At 69.3% G+C, this 22,899-nt stretch carries 19 protein-coding genes; all 19 read left to right on the top strand.

Annotation, left to right across the window (positions count from 1 at the left end):
• Nucleotides 1-327: 327 nt before the first annotated feature.
• On the top strand, nt 328-1,518 hold the full coding sequence (locus ACYQ8L_RS01360; RefSeq protein WP_459939960.1) for a CaiB/BaiF CoA transferase family protein: 1,191 nt from the start codon (nt 328-330) through the stop codon (nt 1,516-1,518).
• A gap of 152 nt (nt 1,519-1,670) precedes the next feature.
• Nucleotides 1,671-2,819 carry an acyl-CoA dehydrogenase family protein gene (locus tag ACYQ8L_RS01355; RefSeq protein WP_459939959.1) on the top strand — a complete coding sequence of 383 codons (1,149 nt, stop codon included), beginning with the start codon at nt 1,671-1,673 and terminating at the stop codon, nt 2,817-2,819.
• Nucleotides 2,820-2,922: 103 nt separating this feature from the next.
• Nucleotides 2,923-3,672: an electron transfer flavoprotein subunit beta/FixA family protein gene (locus ACYQ8L_RS01350; protein WP_459939958.1), complete on the top strand. Its 750-nt coding sequence runs from the start codon at nt 2,923-2,925 to the stop codon at nt 3,670-3,672.
• An 80-nt stretch (nt 3,673-3,752) separates the two neighbouring features.
• Nucleotides 3,753-4,706 (top strand): electron transfer flavoprotein subunit alpha/FixB family protein, encoded by a 954-nt coding sequence (locus ACYQ8L_RS01345; protein ID WP_459939957.1) that lies wholly within the window; start codon nt 3,753-3,755, stop codon nt 4,704-4,706.
• Nucleotides 4,707-4,755: 49 nt separating this feature from the next.
• On the top strand, nt 4,756-6,045 hold the full coding sequence (locus ACYQ8L_RS01340) for an FAD-dependent oxidoreductase (RefSeq protein ID WP_459939956.1): 1,290 nt from the start codon (nt 4,756-4,758) through the stop codon (nt 6,043-6,045).
• A gap of 409 nt (nt 6,046-6,454) precedes the next feature.
• Nucleotides 6,455-6,733, top strand: a complete 279-nt coding sequence (locus ACYQ8L_RS01335; RefSeq protein WP_459939955.1) for a ferredoxin family protein — start codon at nt 6,455-6,457, stop codon at nt 6,731-6,733.
• A gap of 82 nt (nt 6,734-6,815) precedes the next feature.
• Nucleotides 6,816-7,223: a cobalamin B12-binding domain-containing protein gene (locus ACYQ8L_RS01330; RefSeq protein ID WP_459939954.1), complete on the top strand. Its 408-nt coding sequence runs from the start codon at nt 6,816-6,818 to the stop codon at nt 7,221-7,223.
• 366 nt (nt 7,224-7,589) lie between these two features.
• Nucleotides 7,590-9,221, top strand: coding sequence for an acyl-CoA mutase large subunit family protein (locus ACYQ8L_RS01325; RefSeq protein ID WP_459939953.1), 1,632 nt, complete (start codon nt 7,590-7,592; stop codon nt 9,219-9,221).
• A 167-nt stretch (nt 9,222-9,388) separates the two neighbouring features.
• Nucleotides 9,389-11,494, top strand: a complete 2,106-nt coding sequence (locus ACYQ8L_RS01320) for a hydantoinase/oxoprolinase family protein (protein ID WP_459939952.1) — start codon at nt 9,389-9,391, stop codon at nt 11,492-11,494.
• Complete coding sequence (locus tag ACYQ8L_RS01315) at nt 11,491-13,239, top strand: hydantoinase B/oxoprolinase family protein (protein ID WP_459939951.1); 1,749 nt, start codon at nt 11,491-11,493, stop codon at nt 13,237-13,239. The genes ACYQ8L_RS01320 and ACYQ8L_RS01315 overlap by 4 nt, the downstream gene beginning before the upstream one ends.
• Nucleotides 13,236-14,519, top strand: coding sequence for a phenylacetate--CoA ligase family protein (locus ACYQ8L_RS01310; protein ID WP_459939950.1), 1,284 nt, complete (start codon nt 13,236-13,238; stop codon nt 14,517-14,519). Before ACYQ8L_RS01315 ends, ACYQ8L_RS01310 begins: the two co-directional genes overlap by 4 nt.
• A gap of 16 nt (nt 14,520-14,535) precedes the next feature.
• Nucleotides 14,536-15,405 carry an FAD binding domain-containing protein gene (locus ACYQ8L_RS01305; protein ID WP_459939949.1) on the top strand — a complete coding sequence of 290 codons (870 nt, stop codon included), beginning with the start codon at nt 14,536-14,538 and terminating at the stop codon, nt 15,403-15,405.
• A gap of 251 nt (nt 15,406-15,656) precedes the next feature.
• Nucleotides 15,657-16,133, top strand: a complete 477-nt coding sequence (locus ACYQ8L_RS01300) for a (2Fe-2S)-binding protein (RefSeq protein WP_459939948.1) — start codon at nt 15,657-15,659, stop codon at nt 16,131-16,133.
• Nucleotides 16,130-18,436, top strand: coding sequence for a xanthine dehydrogenase family protein molybdopterin-binding subunit (locus ACYQ8L_RS01295; protein ID WP_459939947.1), 2,307 nt, complete (start codon nt 16,130-16,132; stop codon nt 18,434-18,436). Before ACYQ8L_RS01300 ends, ACYQ8L_RS01295 begins: the two co-directional genes overlap by 4 nt.
• A gap of 194 nt (nt 18,437-18,630) precedes the next feature.
• Nucleotides 18,631-19,227: a nucleotidyltransferase family protein gene (locus ACYQ8L_RS01290; protein WP_459939946.1), complete on the top strand. Its 597-nt coding sequence runs from the start codon at nt 18,631-18,633 to the stop codon at nt 19,225-19,227.
• Between the two features lie 263 nt (nt 19,228-19,490).
• Nucleotides 19,491-20,303, top strand: coding sequence for a selenium-dependent molybdenum cofactor biosynthesis protein YqeB (yqeB, locus tag ACYQ8L_RS01285; RefSeq protein WP_459939945.1), 813 nt, complete (start codon nt 19,491-19,493; stop codon nt 20,301-20,303).
• A 116-nt stretch (nt 20,304-20,419) separates the two neighbouring features.
• Entirely contained in the window at nt 20,420-21,019 is a 600-nt protein-coding gene (locus ACYQ8L_RS01280) for a class I SAM-dependent methyltransferase (RefSeq protein ID WP_459939944.1), read from the top strand.
• Nucleotides 21,016-21,813, top strand: coding sequence for a selenium cofactor biosynthesis protein YqeC (gene yqeC / locus ACYQ8L_RS01275; protein ID WP_459939943.1), 798 nt, complete (start codon nt 21,016-21,018; stop codon nt 21,811-21,813). Before ACYQ8L_RS01280 ends, yqeC begins: the two co-directional genes overlap by 4 nt.
• Nucleotides 21,797-22,801 carry an XdhC family protein gene (locus ACYQ8L_RS01270; protein WP_459939942.1) on the top strand — a complete coding sequence of 335 codons (1,005 nt, stop codon included), beginning with the start codon at nt 21,797-21,799 and terminating at the stop codon, nt 22,799-22,801. The genes yqeC and ACYQ8L_RS01270 overlap by 17 nt, the downstream gene beginning before the upstream one ends.
• The last annotated feature ends 98 nt before the right edge of the window (nt 22,802-22,899 follow it).

The following is a 22,899-nucleotide window of genomic DNA, read 5'->3' as shown; positions in this document are numbered from 1 at the left end:
GCGCCCTCCGTTGGGATTGCAATGTTTTGACTCAGCCCGGCACAAAACGGCGGATGAAATCAGGACGGAGCGAAACCTAGCAGTTGGGATACGCCCGTGTCAATACTGCCCCCGGAATTTCGGTTGGCGCCGTGGCGTGGAAAGGGGTTGACACGGGCGGCTCGGAAGGGTAGGTTGCTGCGCACCGGGCTGAGGACAAACAGTGGTTGCATAAAAATCAAACCGAGTTGTCCCAAAACCAAACAAGTCTCTCCCCGGAGTTGGCGCGCTTTCCGGCAACACGACACCCTCTCTAAGGGGTGGGACAGACACGAAGAGAGGCTCGGGATGAACCCCTTTGGCGATCTCACGGTGCTGAGCCTGGAACAGGCCACGGTGCTTCCCTACCTGACCTACCGCCTGGCCATGGACGGGATGCGGGTGATCCGGGTGGAGCCCCCCGGCCGGGGGGACCCCAACCGCAGGGTGGGGGAGCCGTTTCGTCCCGACGAACCCCTGATGTGCAGCTACTACTTCGCGATCAACGCCGGGAAGGAGGCGATCACCCTTAATCTGAAGGACCCGCGGGGTCGGTCGCTCCTCCACGACCTGATCGCGAAACTCCCCGTGGACGTCTTCGCCACGAACCAGCTCCCCAAGAACTACGAACCCCTCGGCATCGACTACGACACGCTTCGCAAGGTGCGGCCCGACCTGATCTGGGTGGGCATCACCGGGTTCGGCCCCGACTCCAACGAGGCCGCCTACGACCCCATCCTCCAGGCCCGGGGCGGCCTCATGGACCTCACCGGGGAGCCCGACGGCCCGCCGGAGGTCGTGGGCATCCCGCTTCCCGACATGGGCACGAGCGAGCACGCCTACGGCCAGATCATGAAGGCCCTGTATCGCCGCGCCCTCACCGGCGAGGGGAGCCGGATCGACGTGGCCATGATCGACTCCACCGTGAGCTGGCTCACCCAGCCGATCACGATGGCCACCACCTTCGGGAAGGTGATGACCCGCCGGGGGAACACCCACGAGTTCTTTGCCCCGGTGAGCGTGTATCCCACCCGGGACGGGTACGTGTACCTCGCCGTGGGAAACGACCTCCAATGGCAGCGGCTCGTCGGCCTGCCCGGGTTCGGGGCCCTCGCCGACCCGGCTTACGAGACGAACGCCGGCCGGATCGGGGACGTGCGCAGGCTCAACGACCGGATCGCGAAGGTCACCCGCACCCTGGGCACGGAGGAACTCCTGGCGTTGTTGCGGGAAGCCCGGATCCCGGCCTCCCGGGTCCAGACCGTGCCGGAGGTGTGCGAGGACCCGGCCGTCAAGCCGAAGCTGCTTCGGGCCCGCGACCCCAAGACCGGGTTCGAGGTGACCCTGGCCCCCCCGCCCGTGACCACGGAGTTCCTGGAGCTGAGGGGCAGGGAACTCTCGTTCCCCCCGCGCCTGGGAGAACACAACGCCAAGGTGTACGGCGCGGCCGGGGTGTCGGAGGCCGAGCTCTCCCGCCTGGCCGCGGAGGGAGTGGTTTGAGAGGCTAGAAGGCTAGGAGGCTAGGAGGCTGGAAGGCCGGACGTCCTACCGTTTCGAGGGCACGGGGGGCTTCACGGCGGTTCCCGGCTTCTCGCTTCCCAGCCTCCGAGCTTCCCAGCTTTCTCGCGTTCCAGCCGCAACGAGGCACGCCCATGGACTTTCGACTCACCGAAGAGCAGCAGTTCTTCCGCCAGGCCATCGCCGACACCGTGGACCGCATGATCCTCCCCCGGGTGGAGGAGATCGACCGGGAGGACCGCATCCCCGAGGACCTGTGGCGGGAGTTCACCGGCCTGGGCTACCTGGGGCTTCGGTACCCCGAGGAGATCGGGGGCATGAACGCCGACCCCGTGACCTGCATGATCTTCTACGAGGAACTCACCCGGGGATCGGTGGGGTTTGCCCAGGCGGTCATCATGAACATGCTCATGGGTACCCACTTCCTGTACCGGTTCGGATCGCCGGCCATCCGGGAGCGGTGCCTCCTGCCGGCGATCCGGGGGGAGAAGATTGCCACGATCTGCTTCACCGAGGACCAGTCGGGTTCCGACCTCGCCGCCACCCGGACCATGGCGAAGAAGGTGGACGGGGGCTGGGTGCTCAACGGCACCAAGAACTGGATCACCAACGGGCCGACGGCCGACTTCGCCACCGTGCTCGCCACCACGGATCCCGCCAAGGGCATGAAGGGCCTCAATTTCTTCCTCGTGGAAAAGGGAACCCCGGGGTTCCGGTCCGGGCAGGTGCTCCACAAGCTGGGGGCCCGGGGTCCTGTGACCGGGGAACTCGTGTTCGAGGACGTGTTCGTGCCCGACGAGAACTTCCTGGGCGAGGAGGAGGGGAAGGGAGCCGAGTACCTGGGCGAGATCCTGAACGAGGTCCGGTGTATGACCGGCGCCATGGCCCTGGGGATCGCTCGGACGGCCTTTGCCGACGGGCTCGAGTACGCGCGAAAGCGCGAGGCGTTCGGGAAGCCCATCGGGGAGTACCAGTTGATCCGGGCCAAGTTCGCGGAGATGGCCACGGAAATGGAGGCGGCCAGGCTGCTGGTGTACTACGCGGCCTGGATGATCGGCGAGGGGCTCAACCCGCGCAAGGAGGCGGCCATGGCCAAGATGTTCGCCACCGAGACCTGCCTCAAGGTGGTGGACGAGGTCACCCGGATCTACGGCGGAAACGGGTTCGCCACCGAGTACGGACCCCAGCGCTACTTCCGGGACGCCCGGTTCCTGCTCTACGGAGGCGGCACCCACGAGGTGCTGAAGAACTTCATCGGCCGCGAGATCGTGAAAGGCCGATGATCCCGGGGCGGGCCAAAGAGCCCGGAGCGCGCGGTTGAGGCTGGTCCGGCCTCCCAGCGTTCTAGCGTTCTAGCTTTCCAGCGCGAAGCCAAGGGGAGTTCCCATGAACATCGTGGTGCTGGTGAAGGAGGTTCCGGATCTGGAGGCCAGGGTGCAGGTGGCCGAGGGCGGCCAGCGGGTCGAGGTCGAGCCCAAACGGGTGCTCAACTTCTTCGACGAGATCGCGGTGGAGGCCGCGCTCCGGCTCAAGCAGGCGACCGGGGGCAAGGTGACCGCCGTGGGCACGGGGCTGGAGGCGCTGCGCCGGGCCCTGGCCATGGGCGCGGACGGGGCCGTCCGGCTCGACGATCCCGCCCTGGAGGGGGCGGATCCCCTCACCACGGCCCGGGCGCTGGCCGCCGTGGTTTCCCGGGAAGGGTTCGACCTGGTGCTCGCCGGAAAGCAGGGCACCGACACCGAGGCGGGGCTCGTGGGGCCCATGGTGGCCGAGATCCTGGGGATCCCCTGCGTGACGGCCGTGGTGGCCGCCGAACCCGAGGACGGAACGCTCGTCGTCACCCGGGAGGCCGACGGCACCGAGCGGTTGCGGGTGTCGCTGCCAGCCCTTCTCACGGCCGAGAAGGGGTGGCTGGAACCCCGGGTTCCCCAGGTAATGGGGCTCATGAAGGCCATGCGCGCCCAGATCCCCATCGTGTCCCTGCCGGATCTGGGTGTCGAGCCGGCGGATGCGCTTCCGAGCCTGGGCTACGAGGGGCCGAAGGCGCGGCCGGCCGTGCGCATGATCGAGGGCGATCCCGAGCAGGCGGCAACGGAGTTGGTGCGTCTTCTCCGGGACGAGGCGAGGGTGATTTAGGCTGGGAAGCTAGGAGGCTGGGAGGCAAGAGGGAAGGCGTCCCGGCCTCCGGACGTCCCAACGTCGAGAGCGAGGTTCCCATGGAGATCTGGGTGGTGTGCGAGGCCGAGGGCGGCGGTGTCCGACGGGTGGTGCGCGAGCTCGTGGCCCAGGCCCGGAGGGTGGGGGGCGACGGGGACCGGGTGACGGCGGTGGCCGTGGGGAACGAAGCCGAGGCGGCGTCCGCGCTGGAGGGAACCGTTCACCGACTGCTTCGGATCGAAGGGCCGGGGGACTGGGGGGCGGACGCCTGGGTCGAGGCCCTCGCGGGCGCCATCGGCGCCGAGCAGCCCGACCTGGTCCTCTGGCCAGAAGGCTCCCGAACCCGGGAGGTCCTCCCGCGGGTCGCTGCGCGGCTGGGGTGGAACGCGGTGGTGAACGGACTGGCGCTCGAGCGGGGGGAGGGGGGCCTTCGGATTTTCCGGCCGGTCTACGGTGGGAAAGCTTACCAGTGGCTCGGGGTCGAGGGCCGGCGGGTACTAGCCGCGTTTCGCCCGAACAGCTTCGACCCGGAGGTGGGGGCCGACCTCGCGACCGAGGTGGAGTCTCGCGCCGTCGAGCCCCCGCCGGAGCGCCTCCAGGTGCTCGAGCGGACGCCGAGGGGCGGCGACCGGGTGCCGCTCACCGAGGCCCAGGTGGTGGTGAGCGGCGGCCGGGGGCTCAAGTCCCCGGAGAACCTGAGGCTCCTGGAGGACCTGGCCGACGCCCTGGGGGGCGCCGTGGGGGTGAGCCGGGCCGTGGTGGACGCGGGGTGGGCCGATCACGCGATCCAGGTGGGGAAATCCGGGAAGACGGTGTCGCCCGCCCTCTACATCGCCGCCGGCATCTCCGGCGCGGTGCACCACACCATGGGCATGGACACCTCGAAGGTTGTGGTGGCGATCAACGCCGACCCGAACGCGCCGATCTTCCGGTACGCCGATTACGGCATCGTGGGGGACGCCCTCCAGGTGCTTCCGGCGCTCACCAAAGCCCTCAAGGAGGCCCGGGGGTGAGAAGGGGGCCGGAGCGGTTTGGGATCTCTCGGCGTGGCGAGGCCCTGCCATGAAGATGGACGCCGTCGTGGTGGGGGCCGGGCTCGCCGGGCTGTCGGCGGCCGAGCGCCTGGCCGAGGCCGGGCTCCAGGTGGTGGTGTTGGAGCGCGGAGACGGGCCCGGAACCAAGAACGTGACCGGGGGGAGGATCTACGTGGACCCGATCCGGGAGGTCGTGGACCGGTGGGAGGGGGCGCCCTGGGAGCGCGCCGTCACCCGGGAGGCCTGGACGCTGGCGGACGGCGACCGCCACGTGCGGATCGAGTACGGCGACCCGGGCCTGGGCGGCGAGACGCCCCAGAGCTATACCGTGCTCCGGGGCCGGCTGGACGCCTGGCTCGGGGACCGGGTGGCTGGCCTGGGGGCTTTCGTCATCCCCGAAAAGCCCGTGTTTGAGCTGCTCCGGGAGGACGGACGGGTCGCCGGGGTGCGGGTGGACGGTGAGGACATCCCGGCCCACGTGGTGCTGGGCTGCGACGGCGTCCTTTCGTTCGTGGGCCAGGCGGCGGGGCTCCGGTCGGTGCCGGAGCCCGCCGCGGTGGCGGTGGGCATCAAGGAGGTGGTGGGGCTTCCGGCCGGGGTGATCGAGGACCGGTTCGGCCTCGAACCCGGCGAGGGGGCGGCCGAGCTGTTCCTGGGCACGTTCACGGGGGGCCGGATGGGGGGCGGGTTCGTGTACACGAACCGGGAGTCCCTCTCCATCGGCGTGGTGGTCGGGGTGAAGGACCTCATGGCGTCGGAGGTCGCCCAGACCGCGCCGGAGATTCTGGAGGCGTTCAAGGCTCACCCCCGGGTCCGGCGGCTCGTGGAGGGGGGGGAACTGCTCGAATACTCGGCCCACCTGATCCCCGAGTCCGGCCTTTCGGGCGTGGGGCGAATCGTGGACGACGGCATCCTGCTCGCGGGGGACGCCGCCGGGTTTGCCCTCAACATGGGGTACACGGTGCGGGGGATGGAGTTCGCCGTGGCGAGCGGCCGGATGGCGGCTGAGGCCGTGATCGAGGCCCGGGAGCGGGGGGATGTCTCGGCCACCGGGCTCTCGGGGTACCTGCGGCGGCTTCGCGGGAGCTTCGTGTGGCGGTACCTCGAGGGGTACCGGGAGATGCCCCGGCTCCTGGAGAACCCGGACCTGTACCGGCGGTACCCGCGAGAGGTGGCGGAGACCTTCGGCCGCCTCGCGCGGTTGGGCCGGGAGGCGCCCGAACCGCTGGCCCAGGTGGTGTGGTCGTTCCTGCGCCGGAACGTCCTGAACCGCCGAGACGCCCGGTTCTGGTGGAAGGCGAGGACGCTGGGACGGTAGGCCGCTAAGACGTGCGAACGATAAGACGCGCGGACGCTGGGAGGTGAGAACCCCTCATTTTCGCAAGTATTGCCGGGGGCGGGTGGGGGACTGGTTCCGGCCGGGCGCGAGTGCGGCACCCGATCGCCGCGCCTTTCCATGCCGTTGCCGGCTCGGCAGGGGGGGCGGCGGTGGCGGACGTTCCGGATCTTTCAAAGCGATCCGCGCGTGGTGATGGCGCGGCGAGGTAAGGGGCCGCACCCGGCTCTCCACCTGCCCCCCACCCGCGGGTTTCCGTTGCAACGCCGGGGATCTGACAAACTTTCGTTGGTCTTAGTAGCCGCCGGAGTAATAGGTCGCGCGGACGGGGCGGGAGATTTCTCGATTTTCGCGACCAACGACAAACGACCTACGACGAACGACAGAGCCCATGACCGTTGACGAAAAGCTCGCGAAGAACGCATTTCGCCACGACGAGCGAAGCCACATCGAGATCGATCCCGAGGTGTGCCGGTCGCGGTGCCGGGTGAGGTACTGCGTGCGGGTGTGCCCCGCCTCGCTGTATGCGTGGAACGAGGAGTCCGGCCGCATGACCGTGGAGCACGCAGGCTGCCTCGAATGCGGCACCTGCCTCGTGGCCTGCCGGGAGGGGGCCCTCACGTGGCGCTACCCCCGGGGGGGATACGGGGTGCGGTACCGGTATGGATAGGCTGGGAGGCTAGGAGGCTGGGAAGCCAGGAGGCCCGGGGCTGCTCCCCCGGGATTTCCAGCCGTTCTGTGGAGGAGGATTCATGGCGCGCAAGATCAAGGTGCTGGTCGCCAAGCCCGGCCTCGACGGCCACGACCGGGGGGCCAAGGTGGTGGCCCACGCCCTCCAGGAAGCCGGCATGGAAGTGATCTACACCGGGCTCCACCAGAGCGTGGAGGCCATCGTCCAGACGGCCATCCAGGAGGACGTGGACGTGATCGGGCTGTCCATTATGACCGGCGGCCACATCCCGATCTGCCGCAAGCTGATGGGGTTGCTCAAAGAAAAGGGGGCCGACGACAAGGTCGTGGTGGTGGGGGGAGTGATCCCGAAGAAGGATTTTCCGGCCCTGCGGGAGTTGGGGGTGGAGGGCATCTTCCCGGGAGGGACGCCCCTCGAGGAGACCGTGAAGTTCATCCAGGAGCGCTGCGGAGAAGCCCCCGGGGGGTAGGACGCGGTTGGTCCTGCGAACCGCCGGGAGCTTTGTTGGAAGCTTCCCAACGCCCCTTTGGGGCCCCGTTGTGCATGACAGTAACGCCCAAGTCCGGGCCCGGGGGTTAGGAGCGGCGGCCGTGTCAGGAGTCAGAGGACGGACGACAGAGGACAGGGGTTCTCTGATTTCTGACCTCTGAATTCTGGCCCCTGGTACGAAAGCCGCTCCCACAGGTTGGGACAGCCGCTGACGCTGGAATCCCAAAGGATTTTGGCGTCCCAGCGTCCTAGCCTCCTAGCGTCCCAGCGGGAAGTTACCTGGAAGACGTTACGACTTCCCGGCCTCCCCGCTTCCCAGTTTCCCAGCCTTTCCGACGGAGGTCCCATGGACGTTGCCAAGTACATCCGGGACGAGAAGGACGTGATCCTCGACGTGATCCTGCCCTCGGGGATCCACGTGAAACCCAAATACGGCCCCGAGGACCTGGAGGCGATCGGGTTCGATTACAAGAAGGACCTCGGGGAGCCGGGGGAGTACCCCTTCACCCGGAACATCTTTCCCCAGGGGTACCGCACCCGGGAATGGACCACCCGGCAGTACACGGGGTTCGGCACCCCCCGGGAGACCAACGAGCGGTTCAAGCTCATGATCTCGCACGGCCAGACCGGCCTCAACGTGGCCTTCGACCTGCCAACCCAGATGGGGCTCGACTCCGACCACCCCATGGCCGAGGGCGAGGTGGGCCGGGTGGGCATGGCCGTGGACAGCCTGCGGGACTTCGAGGTGGCCTTCGACGGGATCGATCTCCACCGGGTGGGAACCGGGCTCACCATCAACGCCGTGGCCTCGGTGATGCTCGCCATGTACCAGGCTGTGGGCGAAAAACTCGGGTTCGACCGCACCAAGATCTCGGCCACGCCCCAAAACGACATCCTGAAGGAGGTGATCGGCCGGGGCGCCTGGATCTACCCGCTGGAGCCCGCCATCCGGCTCATCGGCGACACCATCGAGTACTCCATCAAGGTCATGCCCCGCACGAACCCTGTGAGCGTGTGCGGGTACCACATCCGGGAATCGGGAGCCACGCCGGCCCAGGAGATGGCCTACGCGTTCCTCATTGCCAACGCCTACATCGACGAGGTGGTGCGCCGGGGCTACGAGCCCGACGAGTTCGTGGGCCGGTTCAGCTTCAACTTCAACATCTTCGGGAATCTCTGGGAGCAGGTCGCAAAATTCCGTGCAGGACGCAAGGTTTGGGCAACAAACCTAAAAAAGAAGTACAAGGTCAAGAACCCCAGGAACCTCTGGCTCCGAGGGCTCTTTGCCGGCGGAGGCTCCGGCCTCACCAAGGCCGAACCCGAGAACAACATCATCCGGGGGGCCTATTACGCCCTGGCCGCGGCCCTGTCCGGGGCCCAGACCACGGCCCTGTGCTCCTTTGACGAGGCCTACACCATCCCCACGCCGCGGGCGGCGCTCCTCAGTCTTCGCACCTGCCAGATCCTCATGGAGGAGGTGGGACTCCGGGACACCGTGGATCCCCTGGCCGGCTCCTACTTCGTCGAGACCCTAACGAAGCAGATGGAGGAGAAGATTTGGGAGGAGATGGAGGAGATCGAGGCCAAGGGCGGGATCGTGGAGTGCGTGAAGAGCGGATACGTCCAGCGAAAGCTCGCCCGCCAGGCCTACGAGTTCGAGCGGGCCCTCCAGACCGGAGAGATCGTGAAGGTGGGGGTGAACAAGTACGCCTCGGGCGAGGAGGAGGCCGAGGTCGAACTCCACGAGTACAACGAGGCCTGGGCCGAGGAAAAGATCCGGGAGCTTCGGGACCTCAAACGCTCCCGGCCGGCCGCGCCGGTGGCCGAGGGGCTCAAGGCCCTGGAGGCGGCGGCCCGGTCGGGGGAGAACGTGATGCCGGCGCTGGTGGAGTGCTGCCGTGCCTACTGTACGGTGGGCGAGATGGCCGACGTATTCCGGGAGGTGTTCGGCACGTTCCAGGAGCCGAAGATCTTTTGATGCGGTCTACGGTCGTGGATCGTTCGTCGCGGGTCGCGGGTCGTTCGTCGTTGTTTGCTCGGGGCCGAAGCCCTGCGAAGTGACGCTGGGGAGCCGGAACCACCATGCGTTTTTCCTGTTAGCGTTCCAGCCTGCCAGCCTTTCCCCGCCCTCCGAAGGAGCAACCCATGGGCTACAAGATCGGGATCGACGTCGGGGGAACCTTCACCGACTTCCTCCTCACCGAGGAGGACGGCACGAGCCACATCTACAAGGTGCTCTCCACACCGAAGGACCCCTCCATCGCCACGATCCAGGGAATCGAGGAGATGGCCCGGGATCGGGGGCTCACGACCCAGGCGTTCCTCTCCCAGGTCACGACCATCGTGCACGGCACCACGGTGACCACCAACGCCACCCTGACCTACACCGGCGCCAAGACCGGGCTTCTCACCACCAAGGGGTTTCGCGACGCCCTTGAGATGCGCAGGGGCATCCGGGAGGAGCAGTACAACAACCGCTACCCCAACGCCCGGCCCGTGGTGGAGCGGTACCTGCGGCTGCCGGTCACCGAGCGGGTGGACTACAAGGGCGAGGTGGTGGAGCCCCTGGACGAGGGGAGCGTGCGGGCCGCCCTGGAGACGTTCCGGAAGGAGGGGGTCGAGGCGGTGGCGATCTGCTTCATGAACGCTTTTGCCAACCCCGCCCACGAGCGCCGCACGGCCGAGATCGTGCGCGAGGAGCTTCCCGAGGCGTTCCTGTCGGTCTCGACCGAGGTGCTGCCGGCGATCCGGCTCTACGACCGGGTGTCCACCACGGCGCTCAACGCCTACGTGGGTCCGGTTCTGACCCGCTACCTCACGAGCCTGATCCGGAAGCTCCACGACCTGGAGTACAAGGGGATCCTCCTCATCATGGCCTCCAACGGCGGGGTGATCTCCCCCGAGGCGGCCATGGCGAAGCCCGCGACCACGCTGCTCTCCGGCCCGGCGGGCGGGCCCGTGGCCGGACTCGCCTTCGTGCGCGGCCAGGGGTACGAGGACTGCATCACCTGCGACATGGGGGGCACCAGTTTCGACGTGGCCCTGGTGAAGGACGGAAAGCCACTGACCACGACAGAAGGGAACATCAACCGGCTGCGGATCAGCCTGCCCATGCTCAACGTGGTCACCATCGGCGCGGGCGGCGGCTCCATCGGCTGGATCGACGAGGGGGGGCTCCTGCGGATGGGGCCCCAGAGCGCCGGCGCCGACCCGGGCCCGGCCTGCTACGGCCGGGGCGGAACCCTGCCCACCTGCACCGACGCGGACCTCGTGCTGGGCTATCTGGACCCCGAATTTTTCGCGGGCGGCCGGATGCCCCTGGATCTCGGGGCCGCCCGCCGGGCCATCGAGGAGCACATCGCCCGCAAGCTCGGGTACACGGTGGAGGAGGCGGCCGCCGGTATGTACGACGTGATCAACGTGAGCATGGCCGCCGCGGTCCGGGAGATCGCCGTAAACAACGGCTACGACCCCCGGGACTTCCCCCTGGTCACGGCCGGGGGGGCCGGGCCGAACCATGCTTGCATGATCGCGCTCGAGCTCGGCATCCCCGTGATCCTGGTGCCCCGGGAGAGCTCGATCTTCTGCGCCGCGGGCATGCTGCGCTCCGACCTCAAGCACGACTTCGTCCGCACCTATCCGGTGCGGCTCGATGCGTTCGACCCCGAGCGGTTCCGGGCCCTGTGCCGGGAGATGCGCGACGAGGGGGTGCGGCAACTGGCGGCCGAGGGCATTCCCGAGGACCGGGTGGACACCCACGTGGTGCTCGACCTTCGCTACGTGCGCCAGTACCACGAGGTGAGCGTGGAGGTGCCCTGGGAGGAGGCCTGGGCCGCCGACCCCGGGGCCTTCGCCGCCCGATTCCACCCCCAGCACGACGCCCTGTACGGGTACAACCTGGCCGACAAGGGCACCCCGGTGGAGCTCATTAACGTCCGGGTCACCACGATCGGCCGCACCGAAAAGCCCAAGCTCCAGCCCGAGCCCTTCGCGGGCGAGGACCCCTCGGCCGCCTTCAAACGCAACCGGCCGGCCTACCTGCCCAAGGAGAAGCGGTTCGCCGACGTGCCCGTGTACGACGGCATGAAACTGCGCCACGGCAACCGCATCGCCGGGCCCGCCATCATCGAGCAGGTGAACACCACCACCTTCGTGAGCCCCGAGTTCTCGGTGGTGGTGGACCCGCTCGGCACCTACACCCTGTACCTCAAGGAACGGGAAGACGAGATGCTGCGGAGGGTTCTGGGATGAGCCAGGTCGCGATCGACAAGGTGCTGGTGTCCATCCTCCAGCGCCGGCTGAAGAGCATCACGGAAGAGATGAGCATCGCCATGACCCGGACCACCCGCAGTCCGATCCTCTGCGAGGCGAAGGACTTCGTGACCGGGCTCTACGACGCCAAGGGGAACATGCTGGAGCAGACCGAGAACCTGCCGATCCTCGCCTTCAGCCTGGCCCCGGTGTGCAAGTACATCATCAAGTACTTCGGCGACGAGATTTACCCGGGGGACGTCATCTTCCACAACGACGTGTTCAGCATGGGGAACCAGAACAACGACGTCGCCGTGTACAAGCCCATCTTCTTCGAGGGCGAACTCGTGGCGTGGGCGGCCTGCAAGGGCCATCAGGCCGACATCGGCGGCGCGGTGCAGGGGGGCTACAACCCCCAGGCCACCGAGGTGTGGCAGGAGGCCCTGCGGATCCCGCCCGTGAAAGTGATCGAGCGGGGGAAGCTCCGCAAGGACGTCTGGGACCTCATCTTCGCCAACATCCGGCTCGACATTGTCGAGGAGGACATGCGGGCGGAGATCGGCTCGTGCGTGGTGGGGGAGCGGGGGGTGCTGAAGATCCTGGAGCGTTACGGTCGCGAGGTGTTCGAGGCCCACAAGGAGTACCTGTTCGACGCCACCGAGCAGATGATGCGCCAGGAGATCCGCACGATCCCCGACGGCGTGTACCGCGGCGAGGCCAAGGCCTACTACGACGGCAAGAACCCCGGCTCCGAGTACACCATCCGGGTCACCATCACGGTCCGGGACGGCGAGATCCATTTCGACTACACCGGCACCGATCCCCAAACCCCCGGGTTCGTGAACGGCACCTTCACCTCGAGCGCGTCGGCCACGATCCTGACCTTTCTCCAGATGGTGAACCCCAACATCCCCCACAACGAGGGGATGGTGCGTCCCATCCGGATCACGATCCCCCAGGGCACCATCCTCAATGCGGCCTACCCGGCGGCCACGACCTACGGGAACCACCTGTGCCCCAACAACGCCGACGCCATCATGCGGGCGCTGGGCCCGGTGATCCCCGAGCGGGTCACCGCGGAGTGGAACGAGCTGCTGTGCAGCCTGAGCACCGGCGCCGACCCCCGAAAGGGCGGAGAACCCTTCGTGGACATCTTCTTCATGGGCATGAAGGGCGGCTCGGGCGGCATCTACGGCTGCGACGGGTACGACCACATCGGCATGATCGACGCCTCGGGGGGGGTGCTCGACCAGGACTACGAGATGTTCGAGCAGCAGACCCCCCACCGGCTGATCCGGCACGAGTACTGGTGCGACTCGGCGGGTGCCGGCCGTTGGCGGGGCGGTTTGGGGGTGGAGACCGAGTTCGTGGTGGGGGGCGAGAACGTGAAGATCGTGACCTTCGGTGACGGGGACGTGGAGCCGGCCCGGGGCGCCGTGGGCGGCAAGGACGGCACCCTCAACGTGATCAAACTGCGCTACCCGGACGGCCGCTGGTACACCTGCACGAGCAAGGACCTGGTGCAGAACGTGCCGGCCGGAACCCTCTACTTCCAGCAGGCCGGCGGCGGGGGCGGTTGGGGGAACCCCCTGGAACGGGACCCGGCCAAGGTGTTGAAAGACGTACGAAACGGCGTGGTTTCCCTGGAACGGGCCCGGGAGGATTACGGGGTGGTCATCGACCCGGACACCTGGACCGTGGACGAGGCCGAAACCGCGAAACTGCGCAGGAGCCGATCACCATGAGCACCACGTTCATGCCGGCGATCCGGGACGAACGGGAACTCGCCGAGATGCAACTCGAGGGGCTTCGCTGGACCGTGCGCCACGCCTACGAGGGCTCGGAGTTCTACCGGAGGCGGTTCGACGAGGCGGGGGTGCGGCCAGAGCAGATCAAGACCCTCGAGGACATCCAGCGCCTTCCGTTCACCACGGCCAACGACCTGCGGGACGGATACCCGTTTCCCCTGCTGAGCGTGCCCACCGACCAGGTGGTGCGGATCCACTCGTCGTCGGGCACCACGGGCAAGCGAAAGATCCTGTCCTACACCCGCAAAGACGTGGAGGACTGGACCAGGTTCTTCGCCCGCTGCTACGAGATGGCCGGCGTCGGGCCGGGCGACCGGGTCCAGATCGCCGTGGGGTACGGGCTCTGGACGGCCGGGGTGAGCTTCCAGGCGGGATGCGAGGCGGTGGGGGCGATGGCCCTTCCGGTGGGGCCCGGGAACGTGGACCTGCAGTGCCAGTTCCTGGTGGACCTCCAACCCACCGTGGTGTGCTGCACGGCCAGCATGGCGCTCCTCTTGGCCGAGGAGGTGGAGCGCCGGCACCTCCGGGACCGGATCCGGCTCAAATCCGTGATCCAGGGGTCGGAGCGGTGCAGCGACCGGATGCGCCGCCGGATCCAGGAGGGGCTCGGGGTGGAGCACGTGTTCGACATCACGGGCATGACCGAGCTCTACGGCCCGGGCGCCGGCATCGACTGCCCCCACCACCAGGGCATCCACTACTGGGCCGACATCTACATCCTCGAGATTCTGGACCCCCAGACCCTGAAGCCCGTGCCCGAGGGGGAGATCGGCGAGATGGTGGTGACCACCCTCCGGAAGGAGGCGAGCCCGCTCATCCGGTACCGCACCCGCGATCTCACCCGGGCCCTGCCCGGCCGGTGCCCTTGCGGGTCGGTGTTCCCCCGCCACGACCGGATCCTGGGCCGGGACGACGACATGTTCATCTACCGGGCCGTGAACATCTACCCCGGCCAGATCGACGAGATCCTCTCCGAGGTGCCCGGTGTGTCGAGCGAGTACAACATTGTCCTGGAGCGGCGCCAGGGCCGGGACTACATGACGATCTTCGTCGAGCGGGATCCGGCCGGCGACCCTCTCAAGGACGAGCGGATCGAGGCGGAGATCGAGCACCGGATCAAGAGCCAGATCATGGTGTCGGCCGAGGTGCGGGTGGTGGACTACGCGAGCCTCCCCCGCAGCGAGAAAAAATCCAAGCGCGTCTTCGACAAGCGCTGAGAGCGGAGGATTCCCTATGGCCCACAGAGGCTTTTCGTACCTGAGGCCCACCACGGTGGGGGAGGCGCTGGGGCTCCTGGCGGACCTGGGGCCCGACGCGATCCCCGTGGCCGGGGCCACCGACGCCTGGGTGAACTTGCGGGCCGGGAAGATCGCCCCCAAGGCCCTGGTGTCCCTGCGCAACGTGCCCGAACTCAAGGGACTCCGGAAGACCGAGCGCGGCTTGGTCCTGGGGGCCTGCGTGACCCACGCCGAGGTGGAGGACGACCTCTGGGTGGCCGAACGGCTCCCGGCCCTCCACGCGGCCTGCTCCGGCGTGGGGTCGCGCCAGATCCGCAACGTGGCCACGGTGGGCGGAAACCTCTGTAACGCCGCCCCGTCGGCCGACTCGGCCGTGGGGCTCCTGCTCTACGACGCGGTGTGCCGGGTCGAGGGGGTTGCCGGTCACCGGGACGTGCCCCTGACCGAGTTTTTCACCGGGCCGAACCGCACCGTGCTCGCGCCCGGGGAGATCCTCTCCGAGGTCCGGGTTGATCTGCCGGAGGGCCGGACCTTCGCCGGGTACCGGAAGGTCACCCGCCGCAAGGCCGTGGAACTCCCCATGATCGGCATCGGGGTCCGGGTCACGCTGGAGGGGGACGGCACCGTGGGGGAGGCCCGGGTGGCCCTCGGCGTGGCCGGACCCACGCCCCTGCGCGTGAGGGAGGCGGAGGCCTGCCTGGAGGGCCGTGTCCTCATCCCGGAGACCGCCCGGGAAGCCGCCGAGGTAGCGGCCCGCGAGGCCAAGGTGCGCGACTCCTGGCGGGGCGAGGCCTGGTACCGCCGGGAGATGATCCGGGTGTGGATCCCCCGCCTCCTGGAAGAGGCCGGGGCATGGAGCGGCTAGGAAGCTAGGACGCTAGGAGGCTGGGAGGCTAGAGGGCTGGAAAGCTGGAGGCCGGGCGGCTGGGAGGCGGGCAGGCGGAAAGGCCTGGGAGACGGGGCGGACCGACGGCCGGGTCCCGATGCGGGAGAGGGCTTCAGGCCGCGACCCGAGCGAGGGCCTGCGGTTCGGCAGGTGACCCGCGAACGGCCGGGGGAATTCCTGCCGCCGAGCCGCCTGGCTGCCCAGCCGCCTCGCAAGCGAGGAGCATGCTCATGGAACGCATGACCATCCGGTTCACGGTGAACGGCGAATCCGTCACCCTTGGGGTGGCGCCCGACTGGAACCTGCTGCGGGTGCTCCGGGAGGAGCTGGAACTCACCGGGGCGAAGGAGGGGTGCGGGGCCGGGGAGTGCGGCGCCTGCACGGTGATCGTGAACGGCAAAGCCGTGAACGCGTGCCTCTTTCCCGCGGTGGAGGCCGAAGGCGCCGAGATCACCACGATCGAAGGGTTGGCCCAGCCCGGGGGGGAGCTCCACCCGATCCAGCGCGCGTTCCTGGAGAAGGGCGCGGTGCAGTGCGGGTTCTGCACCCCGGGCATGATCCTCTCGGCCAAGGCGCTCCTCGACCGGGTGCCGGTGCCCACCGAGGAGGAGATCCGCACGGCCCTGGCCGGGAACCTGTGCCGGTGCACCGGCTACGTCCAGATCATCGAGGCCGTCCAGGCGGCCGCCGAGGAGTTGAACCGATGAGCGCGTGCGCGGTGGTGGGAAGGCCCATCCCCAAGGCCGACGGTCCCGAGAAGGTCACGGGCCGCACGATCTACATCCATGACCTGAAGCTCCCGGGCATGCTGTACGGGAAGATCAAGTACAGCGACCGGGCGAGCGCCCGCATCGTCTCCATCGACACCTCCGAGGCCGAGCAGGTGCCGGGGGTGAAGGCCGTGATCACGGCCTACAACACCCCCGAGATCCGGTTCGGGTTCCTCAAGGACAACACGGCCCTGAAAAGGGACCGGGTCCGCCAGTACCGGGACGAGATCGCGGCCGTGGCGGCCACCAGCCCCGAGGCGGCCGAGGAGGCCGTGGCCAAGATCCGGGTGGAGTACGAGGACCTGCCGGCCGTGTTCGACCCCGAAGAGGCCCTGGGGCCCGAGGCCCCGCTCCTGCACGAGACCGACGCCCGGGGCAAACCCCTCAAGGACAACCGGCTCCGGCTGCCCTGGCGGGTCGAGGCCGGCGATGTGGAGGCCGGGGAGAATGCCTCGGCCTACGTGGCCGAGGGGGAGTACGAGGTGGGCTGGGTGACCCACTGCTGCCTGGGGACCTCCGGGTGCATCGCGGCGTTCGACCCCCAGGGAAATCTCACCATGTACTCCAACACCCAGATCCCGAGCCTGGCCAAGGCCGACTACGTGGAGGCCCTCAAGGCCATGGGCCTCCGGGGGCGGGTCCGGGTCGTGAACGCCGCCATCGGGGGCGGGTTCGGCTCGAAGCTCGACACCTACGCCCACGAGTACATCGCCATCCTCCTCGCCCACCAGACCGGCCGGCCGGTGAAGATCGTGTTCGACCGGGAAGAGGAGTTCTTCGCCACCTCGCCCCGGCAACCGGTGAAGGTGAAGGTCCGGCAGGGCTGCGACGCCGAGGGCCGGCTCACGTTCCGGGAGATCTCGATGCTCCTCGACAACGGGGCCTACACCTCCTGGGGAGCCACCACGCCCACCGTGATGATGATGCCGGCCACGAGCCTCTACCGGGTGCCGAACGTGCGGTTCCAGGCCACCTGCGTGTACACGAACAACACTTACTGCCAGGCCATGCGGGGCTACGGCACGCCCCAGGTCACCTTCGCCATCGAGAGCAACCTAGACGAACTGGCCGAGAAGGCGGGCCTCGACCCCCTGGAGATGCGGCTTCGCAACGCGAACCAGCCGGGCGAGGTGACCCCCCAGGGGTTCCGGGTGACCACCTGCGGCCACCGGGAGTGCATCGAGGAGGTGGCGAAACGCCTGGGCTGGGCCGAGCGCCGTTCGAGGCCCCGGGGCGACGGTCGCAAGCGCCGGGGGGTGGGCATGGCCTGCCTCGTGCACGTGGGGGGCGGGGCCAAGATCTACCGGTCCGACGGGTGCGGCACCCTGATCAAGGTGGACGACTTCGGCAACGTCGACGTGTTCAGCGGCTCGATGGACATCGGCCAGGGCCTCGACACCGTGCTCCGGCAGATCGTGGCCGAAACCCTGGGGGTGGGGGTCGACCGGGTCAACGTGGTGGTGGGCGACACCGACGTGTGCCCCTGGGACGTGGGGGTCCACGCCTCCCGGTCCACCTTCGTGGCCGGGAACTCCGCGCTCCGGGCGGCCGAGATGGTGCGGGACCAGATCCTCGAGTTCGCAAGCCACCTCCTGGAGGCCCCACCCGAGATCCTGGCCCTGGAAAACGGCCAGGTGGTGTGCCGGGAGGACCCGTCGAAGAACATGCCGCTGGAAAAGCTGCTGCGCCGGGCCCACTTCGCCAAGTCGGGGAACACCATGTTCATGGCGGCCCACTTTTACGAGCCGCCCACCGACATGCTGGAGGGGGATTTCAAGGGCAACTACTCCTGCACCTACACCTGGGGCTGTCACGGGGTGGAGGTGGAGGTGGACACCGAGACCGGCCACGTGGAGATCCTGAACTACATCGCAGCCCACGACGTGGGCCGGGCGATCAACCCGATGCTGCTGCGGGGCCAGGTGCAGGGGGCGGCCATGATGGGCATCGGGTACGCCCTGACCGAGGAGATGATCTTCGAGCAGGGGAAGCTCAAGAACCCCAACTTCCGGGATTACAAGATCCTCACCGCGGCCGACGCGGTGAAGGTGGAGCCGGTGCTCGTGGAGACCGAGGACCCCCAGGGGCCCTTCGGCGCCAAGGGGATCGGGGAGCCGGGTCTCGTGCCCTCGGCCCCGGCGATCGCCAACGCCATCTACGACGCCGTGGGCGTGCGGCTGCGCCAACTGCCCATGAAGCCGGAACGGGTGCTCCGGGCGATCCGGGAGGGGGGAGGGTAGGAGAGGCCCCCCTCACCCCGGCCCTCTCCCCCCACGGGGGGGAGAGGGAGACAAACGGCGTCCGAAGCGGGGCTGCCGGGGCGGGCGGTGGAGAGGGCCCCACCACACCTCCTTCCACCGATGGATGCCACAGACCCCCCCTCCCCTGGTGGGAGGGGGGTAGGGGGAGGGGGCGAAAGGCGGCATGCGATCCCATGATCACGATCGCCGGGGTTCTTCTCGCCGCGGGGGCGTCGGCCCGCATGGGCGGCCCGAACAAGCTCCTGCTGCCGGTTCGGGGGGAGCCGTTGGTGCGTTGGCCGGCCGAGGCCCTGTGGGACGGTGGGCTCGGGCCCCTCGTGGCCGTGGTGGGCCGCGACGCCTCCGCGGTCCGGGAGGCCCTGCGGGGCCTACCCTACCGGATCGAGGAGAACCCGGCGTTCCAAGAGGGGATGGCCGGATCCCTCCGGGCCGGGGTGGGGGCTCTGGACGAGAGCGTCGACGCCGTGGCGGTGGCCCTGGGAGATCTGCCGAACCTACGGCCCCAGGTGGTCCGATTCCTGGCGTTCCTGTTCCGCGAGTCGCCCCAGGGCATCGTGGTGCCCGTGTACGAGGGCCGCAGGGGACACCCGGTGATCCTGGATCTCAAGCGGTACCGGCGGGAACTCCTGGCCCTCACGGGCGACGAGGGGGCCCGGTCGATCCTGGCCCGGCATCCGGACGACGTGCTCGAGGTGCCGGTGTACGACCCCGGGGTGATCACCGACGTGGACACCCGGGACGCCTACGAGGCCCTCGGCCGGAACCGATGAATCGCGGGCGCGGGCGGGCCGAAATCCGGCCAGGACGAACCATGACCGCTGGAAGACCACCGCCATAACGTTGGGTCATGTGGCTGCGCCGGAGCCGCACGGGGTTTCAGCCGCCGGCCCGCCTAGCCGCCCAGCCACCTAGCTGCCGAGCCGCCTAGCCGCCTGGCAGGAAGTTCCACAAAGGACGTAGCAATGACGATTGGTCCCAACGGGATTGAGCCTCCCAGCCTCCTAGCCTCCCAGCTTCCCAGCCGGTAGCTCCCATGCGCCTTCATTCCAGCCTGACCGATCTCAGGGTCCTCATCCGCGGCGCCGGGGAGCAGGCCTCCGGCATCGCCCACCGGCTGTTCCGGAGCCACCTCCGGGTGGCCATGACCGAGGTGCCGGAACCCCTCGCCGTGCGGCGGAAGGTGAGCTTCTGCGAGGCCGTGTGGGACGGCCGGTGCGAGGTGGAGGGGGTGGAGGCCCGGCGGGTCGCGTCGGCCGGGGAGTTCGACGGGGTGCTCGCCGAGGGCGCGATCCCGGTGCTGGTGGACCCGGAACTGCGCTGCCTCGAAGGCTGGCGGCCCCACGTGCTCGTCGACGCCACCCTGGCCAAGCGGAACCTGGGAACCCGAAGGGACATGGCCGAGTTGGTGATCGGGTTCGGCCCGGGGTTTCGGGCGGGCGACGACGTGGACGTGGTGGTCGAGACGAACCGGGGCCACGACCTGGGCCGGCTCATCTTCGACGGGGAGGCCGAGCCCAACACCGGGGTGCCCGGTCCCACCCTGGGATACACGGAGGAGCGGGTGCTCCGGGCGCCGGCCGAGGGCGTATTCGAGCCCGTGGTGGAGATCGGCGACCGGGTGGAGGCCGGGGATCTCGTGGCCCGGGTGGGGGACCACGAGATCCGGGCCCAGATCTCCGGGGTGGTGCGGGGACTGCTCCGTCCCGGCATCCGGGTGTGGGAGGGACTCAAGGCCGGGGACATCGACCCCCGGGGCGAGCGCCGGTACTGCTTCACCATCTCGGAAAAGGCCCGGGCACTGGGCGGATCGGCCCTGGAAGCGATCTTGATGCATTTCAACCGCTGAGACGCTGGGAAGCTGGAAAGCTCGAAGGCTAGGCGGCTGGAAGGCATCGGAATAGCCGAGGCTCCGACGGCCCGCGACCGGCGACCGTAGACCGTAGACCGACGACCGAAAACTCCATGCTTCGAGACGACGCGCTCATCCTCGAGATCAACCGGTTGTGGGATCCGGTGTATCCCCATATGGCCCGCTATGCCCTCGGGCGGTGCGGGAACCCGAGCCCCCGCCTGCTCGACCTCGGGCCCTTCGCCGGGGGGATCGCGGTGGCCGCACTCCGGGCCCAATCGACGGCCCGAGCCGTCGTGGTCGACGAAACCCCCGCGGTCCCGGGGTGGGCGGCGCAGAAGGCCCGGACGGAAGGGGTGGAGCCGCGCCTCGACGTCGCCGTGACGCCCCTGGAGCGGTTGCCCTTTGCCGCGGGCGCCTTCGACCTCGTGGTTGTGCGGGGGGCGTTTTTCTTCCTGACACCGGAGGTTCTCCGGGAAACGGCGCGGGTGCTCGGCCCCGGCGGATTCGGCTGGGTCGGGGGGGGGTACGGCCCCGACACCCCGGACGAAGTGATCTCGCCCATCGCCGACCGGTCGCGGGAGTTGAACGCCCGGCTCGGCAAGCGCTGGGTCTCGGCCGAGGATGCCTGGGCCCTCGTGGAGGCGGCCGGCCTCGCTGACCGGGCCCGGGTGGTGGAGCGGGGAGGGCTCTGGATCGAGGTGACTCCGTGACCGTGGAGCGACCCCGGGAGCTCCGGGAGGCCCTCGGGGTCCGCGCCGGGGACCTCGTGACCGTGGTGGGCGCCGGCGGGAAAACGACGATCATGTACCGGGTCGTCTCGGAACTCCGGGCGGCAGGGCTCCGGGCCGCGGCCGGCACCACCACGAAGATCTTTCCCCCGTCGCCGGAGGGGGAGGGCCGGCTCGTACTCGGGGAGGGCCCGGCGGACCTGGCGAGGGAACTGGAGGCCTGGGACTGGGCCGGTCCGGGCTATCCGGTCCTCGGTCGGGCGCTTCTCCACCCGGGCAAAGTGGACGGCGTCGCCCCGGAATGGGCGGGGGCGCTGCTGGCCGCGGGTCTCGTGGACTGCCTCGTCCTGGAAGGCGACGGGTCGGCGCGCCGGCCCGTGAAGGCCCCGGAGGAATGGGAGCCGGTGGTGCCGGCCGAGACCACGGTGTTCGTGGCGGTGGCGGGGCTCACGTGCCTGGGGCGGCCCGCGGGGGAGGCCAGCTTCCGGGTCGAACGGTTCCAGGAGATCTCCGGCCTCGGGCCCGACGACCCCATCGGTCCCCAGGCCCTGGCCCAACTGTTCATCCACCCCCGGGGCGCGGCCAAGGGGTGCCCGCCCGGGGCGCGGGCCGTCGCGGTGCTGAACCAGGCCGACAACCCCCGGGTCTGGGCCCGCGCCCGGGGCCTCGCCGGTGCGATCCTGGGCGGGGAGGCGCCGTTCGGCCGGGTGGTGGTGTGCCGGCTCGCCGGTCCCGAGGCCGAGTGGGAGGTGTGGGAGCGTGGAGAACCTGTTTAGCCGGATCGCCGCACGCCTGGGCCGGGGCGAGCGGGTGGCCGTGGCCACCATTGCCCGGCGCCGCGGATCGGCCCCCCGGAGCCGGGGGACCCGGTGCGCCGTGTTCTCCGACGGCACCCTGGAGGGAACGATCGGGGGAGGGGTGCTGGAGGCCCGGGTGAAGGAGGAGGCGACCGGGGCGCTCAACGACGGCCGAGCCCGGGTGCTCCCGTTCCGCCTCGACCCCAAGACCCTGGCCGAGGAGGGCATGGTGTGCGGGGGCACGGTGGACGTGCTCGTGGTGCCCTGGGGCCCCGGCCAGGCCGAGGCCGCGGCCCAGGCCGCCGAGGTGCTGGCCTCCGGGGAACGGGCGGCGTTGGTGACCCGCTGGGATCCGGACGGCACCCCTAGGGAGATCGCCGTGGTGCGTGCAGGAACCCCGGCGGCGGAAGAAGAGCCCGCGCGAACCGTGCTCGCCACCGGGGAGAGCACATTCCGGGTCGAGGCCTCCGGGGCCGGGGTGCTCGCCGAGCCCCTGGAGAGGGAGAGGGCGCCGCTCGTCGTGCTGGGGGCGGGCCACGTGGGCCGGGCCATCGCATGGGTGGCAGATCTCGCGGACTTTGCGGTGACCGTGGTGGACGACCGGCCGGAGTTCGCCGACCCGGCGCGGTTCCCCGAAGGCGTACGGGTGGAGTGCGGCCCGATACCCGAGGTGTTTCAACGGCTTGGGGTGGACTGGGAGACGTTCGTCGTGGCCTGCACCCGGGGCCACCTGCTCGACGCCGAGTGCGCCGAGGCGGCCCTTCGCTCGCCGGCCCGGTACGTGGGCGTGATCGGCAGCCGGCGAAAGCGCGAGGCCACCCTGCGCCGGTTCCGGGAGGCGGGTGTGCCCGAAGAGCGACTCGGGGTCCTCCGGATGCCGGTGGGTCTGGAGATCGAGGCCGAAACGCCCGGCGAGATCGCGGTGTCCGTGGTGGCCGAGATGATCCGGGAGCGCCGCGCCAGGTAGGGGGAGCCACCTTTTTTTCGCCCGGAGGCGCGAGGGAGACGCTGTTTCAGGGGACCAAGGACCAGAAGAGGAAACGGCCAGCAACGGCCGATTACGTG

The organism is Deferrisoma palaeochoriense (assembly GCF_054656955.1).
This window is presented reverse-complemented; position numbering and strand designations above follow the sequence as displayed.

Coding starts and splice junctions, on each gene's coding strand:
- ACYQ8L_RS01360 (WP_459939960.1), top strand. CDS start 328: ATGAACCCCTTTGGCGATCTCACGGTGCTGAGCCTGGAACAGGCCACG.
- ACYQ8L_RS01355 (WP_459939959.1), top strand. CDS start 1,671: ATGGACTTTCGACTCACCGAAGAGCAGCAGTTCTTCCGCCAGGCCATC.
- ACYQ8L_RS01350 (WP_459939958.1), top strand. CDS start 2,923: ATGAACATCGTGGTGCTGGTGAAGGAGGTTCCGGATCTGGAGGCCAGG.
- ACYQ8L_RS01345 (WP_459939957.1), top strand. CDS start 3,753: ATGGAGATCTGGGTGGTGTGCGAGGCCGAGGGCGGCGGTGTCCGACGG.
- ACYQ8L_RS01340 (WP_459939956.1), top strand. CDS start 4,756: ATGAAGATGGACGCCGTCGTGGTGGGGGCCGGGCTCGCCGGGCTGTCG.
- ACYQ8L_RS01335 (WP_459939955.1), top strand. CDS start 6,455: ATGACCGTTGACGAAAAGCTCGCGAAGAACGCATTTCGCCACGACGAG.
- ACYQ8L_RS01330 (WP_459939954.1), top strand. CDS start 6,816: ATGGCGCGCAAGATCAAGGTGCTGGTCGCCAAGCCCGGCCTCGACGGC.
- ACYQ8L_RS01325 (WP_459939953.1), top strand. CDS start 7,590: ATGGACGTTGCCAAGTACATCCGGGACGAGAAGGACGTGATCCTCGAC.
- ACYQ8L_RS01320 (WP_459939952.1), top strand. CDS start 9,389: ATGGGCTACAAGATCGGGATCGACGTCGGGGGAACCTTCACCGACTTC.
- ACYQ8L_RS01315 (WP_459939951.1), top strand. CDS start 11,491: ATGAGCCAGGTCGCGATCGACAAGGTGCTGGTGTCCATCCTCCAGCGC.
- ACYQ8L_RS01310 (WP_459939950.1), top strand. CDS start 13,236: ATGAGCACCACGTTCATGCCGGCGATCCGGGACGAACGGGAACTCGCC.
- ACYQ8L_RS01305 (WP_459939949.1), top strand. CDS start 14,536: ATGGCCCACAGAGGCTTTTCGTACCTGAGGCCCACCACGGTGGGGGAG.
- ACYQ8L_RS01300 (WP_459939948.1), top strand. CDS start 15,657: ATGGAACGCATGACCATCCGGTTCACGGTGAACGGCGAATCCGTCACC.
- ACYQ8L_RS01295 (WP_459939947.1), top strand. CDS start 16,130: ATGAGCGCGTGCGCGGTGGTGGGAAGGCCCATCCCCAAGGCCGACGGT.
- ACYQ8L_RS01290 (WP_459939946.1), top strand. CDS start 18,631: ATGATCACGATCGCCGGGGTTCTTCTCGCCGCGGGGGCGTCGGCCCGC.
- yqeB (WP_459939945.1), top strand. CDS start 19,491: ATGCGCCTTCATTCCAGCCTGACCGATCTCAGGGTCCTCATCCGCGGC.
- ACYQ8L_RS01280 (WP_459939944.1), top strand. CDS start 20,420: ATGCTTCGAGACGACGCGCTCATCCTCGAGATCAACCGGTTGTGGGAT.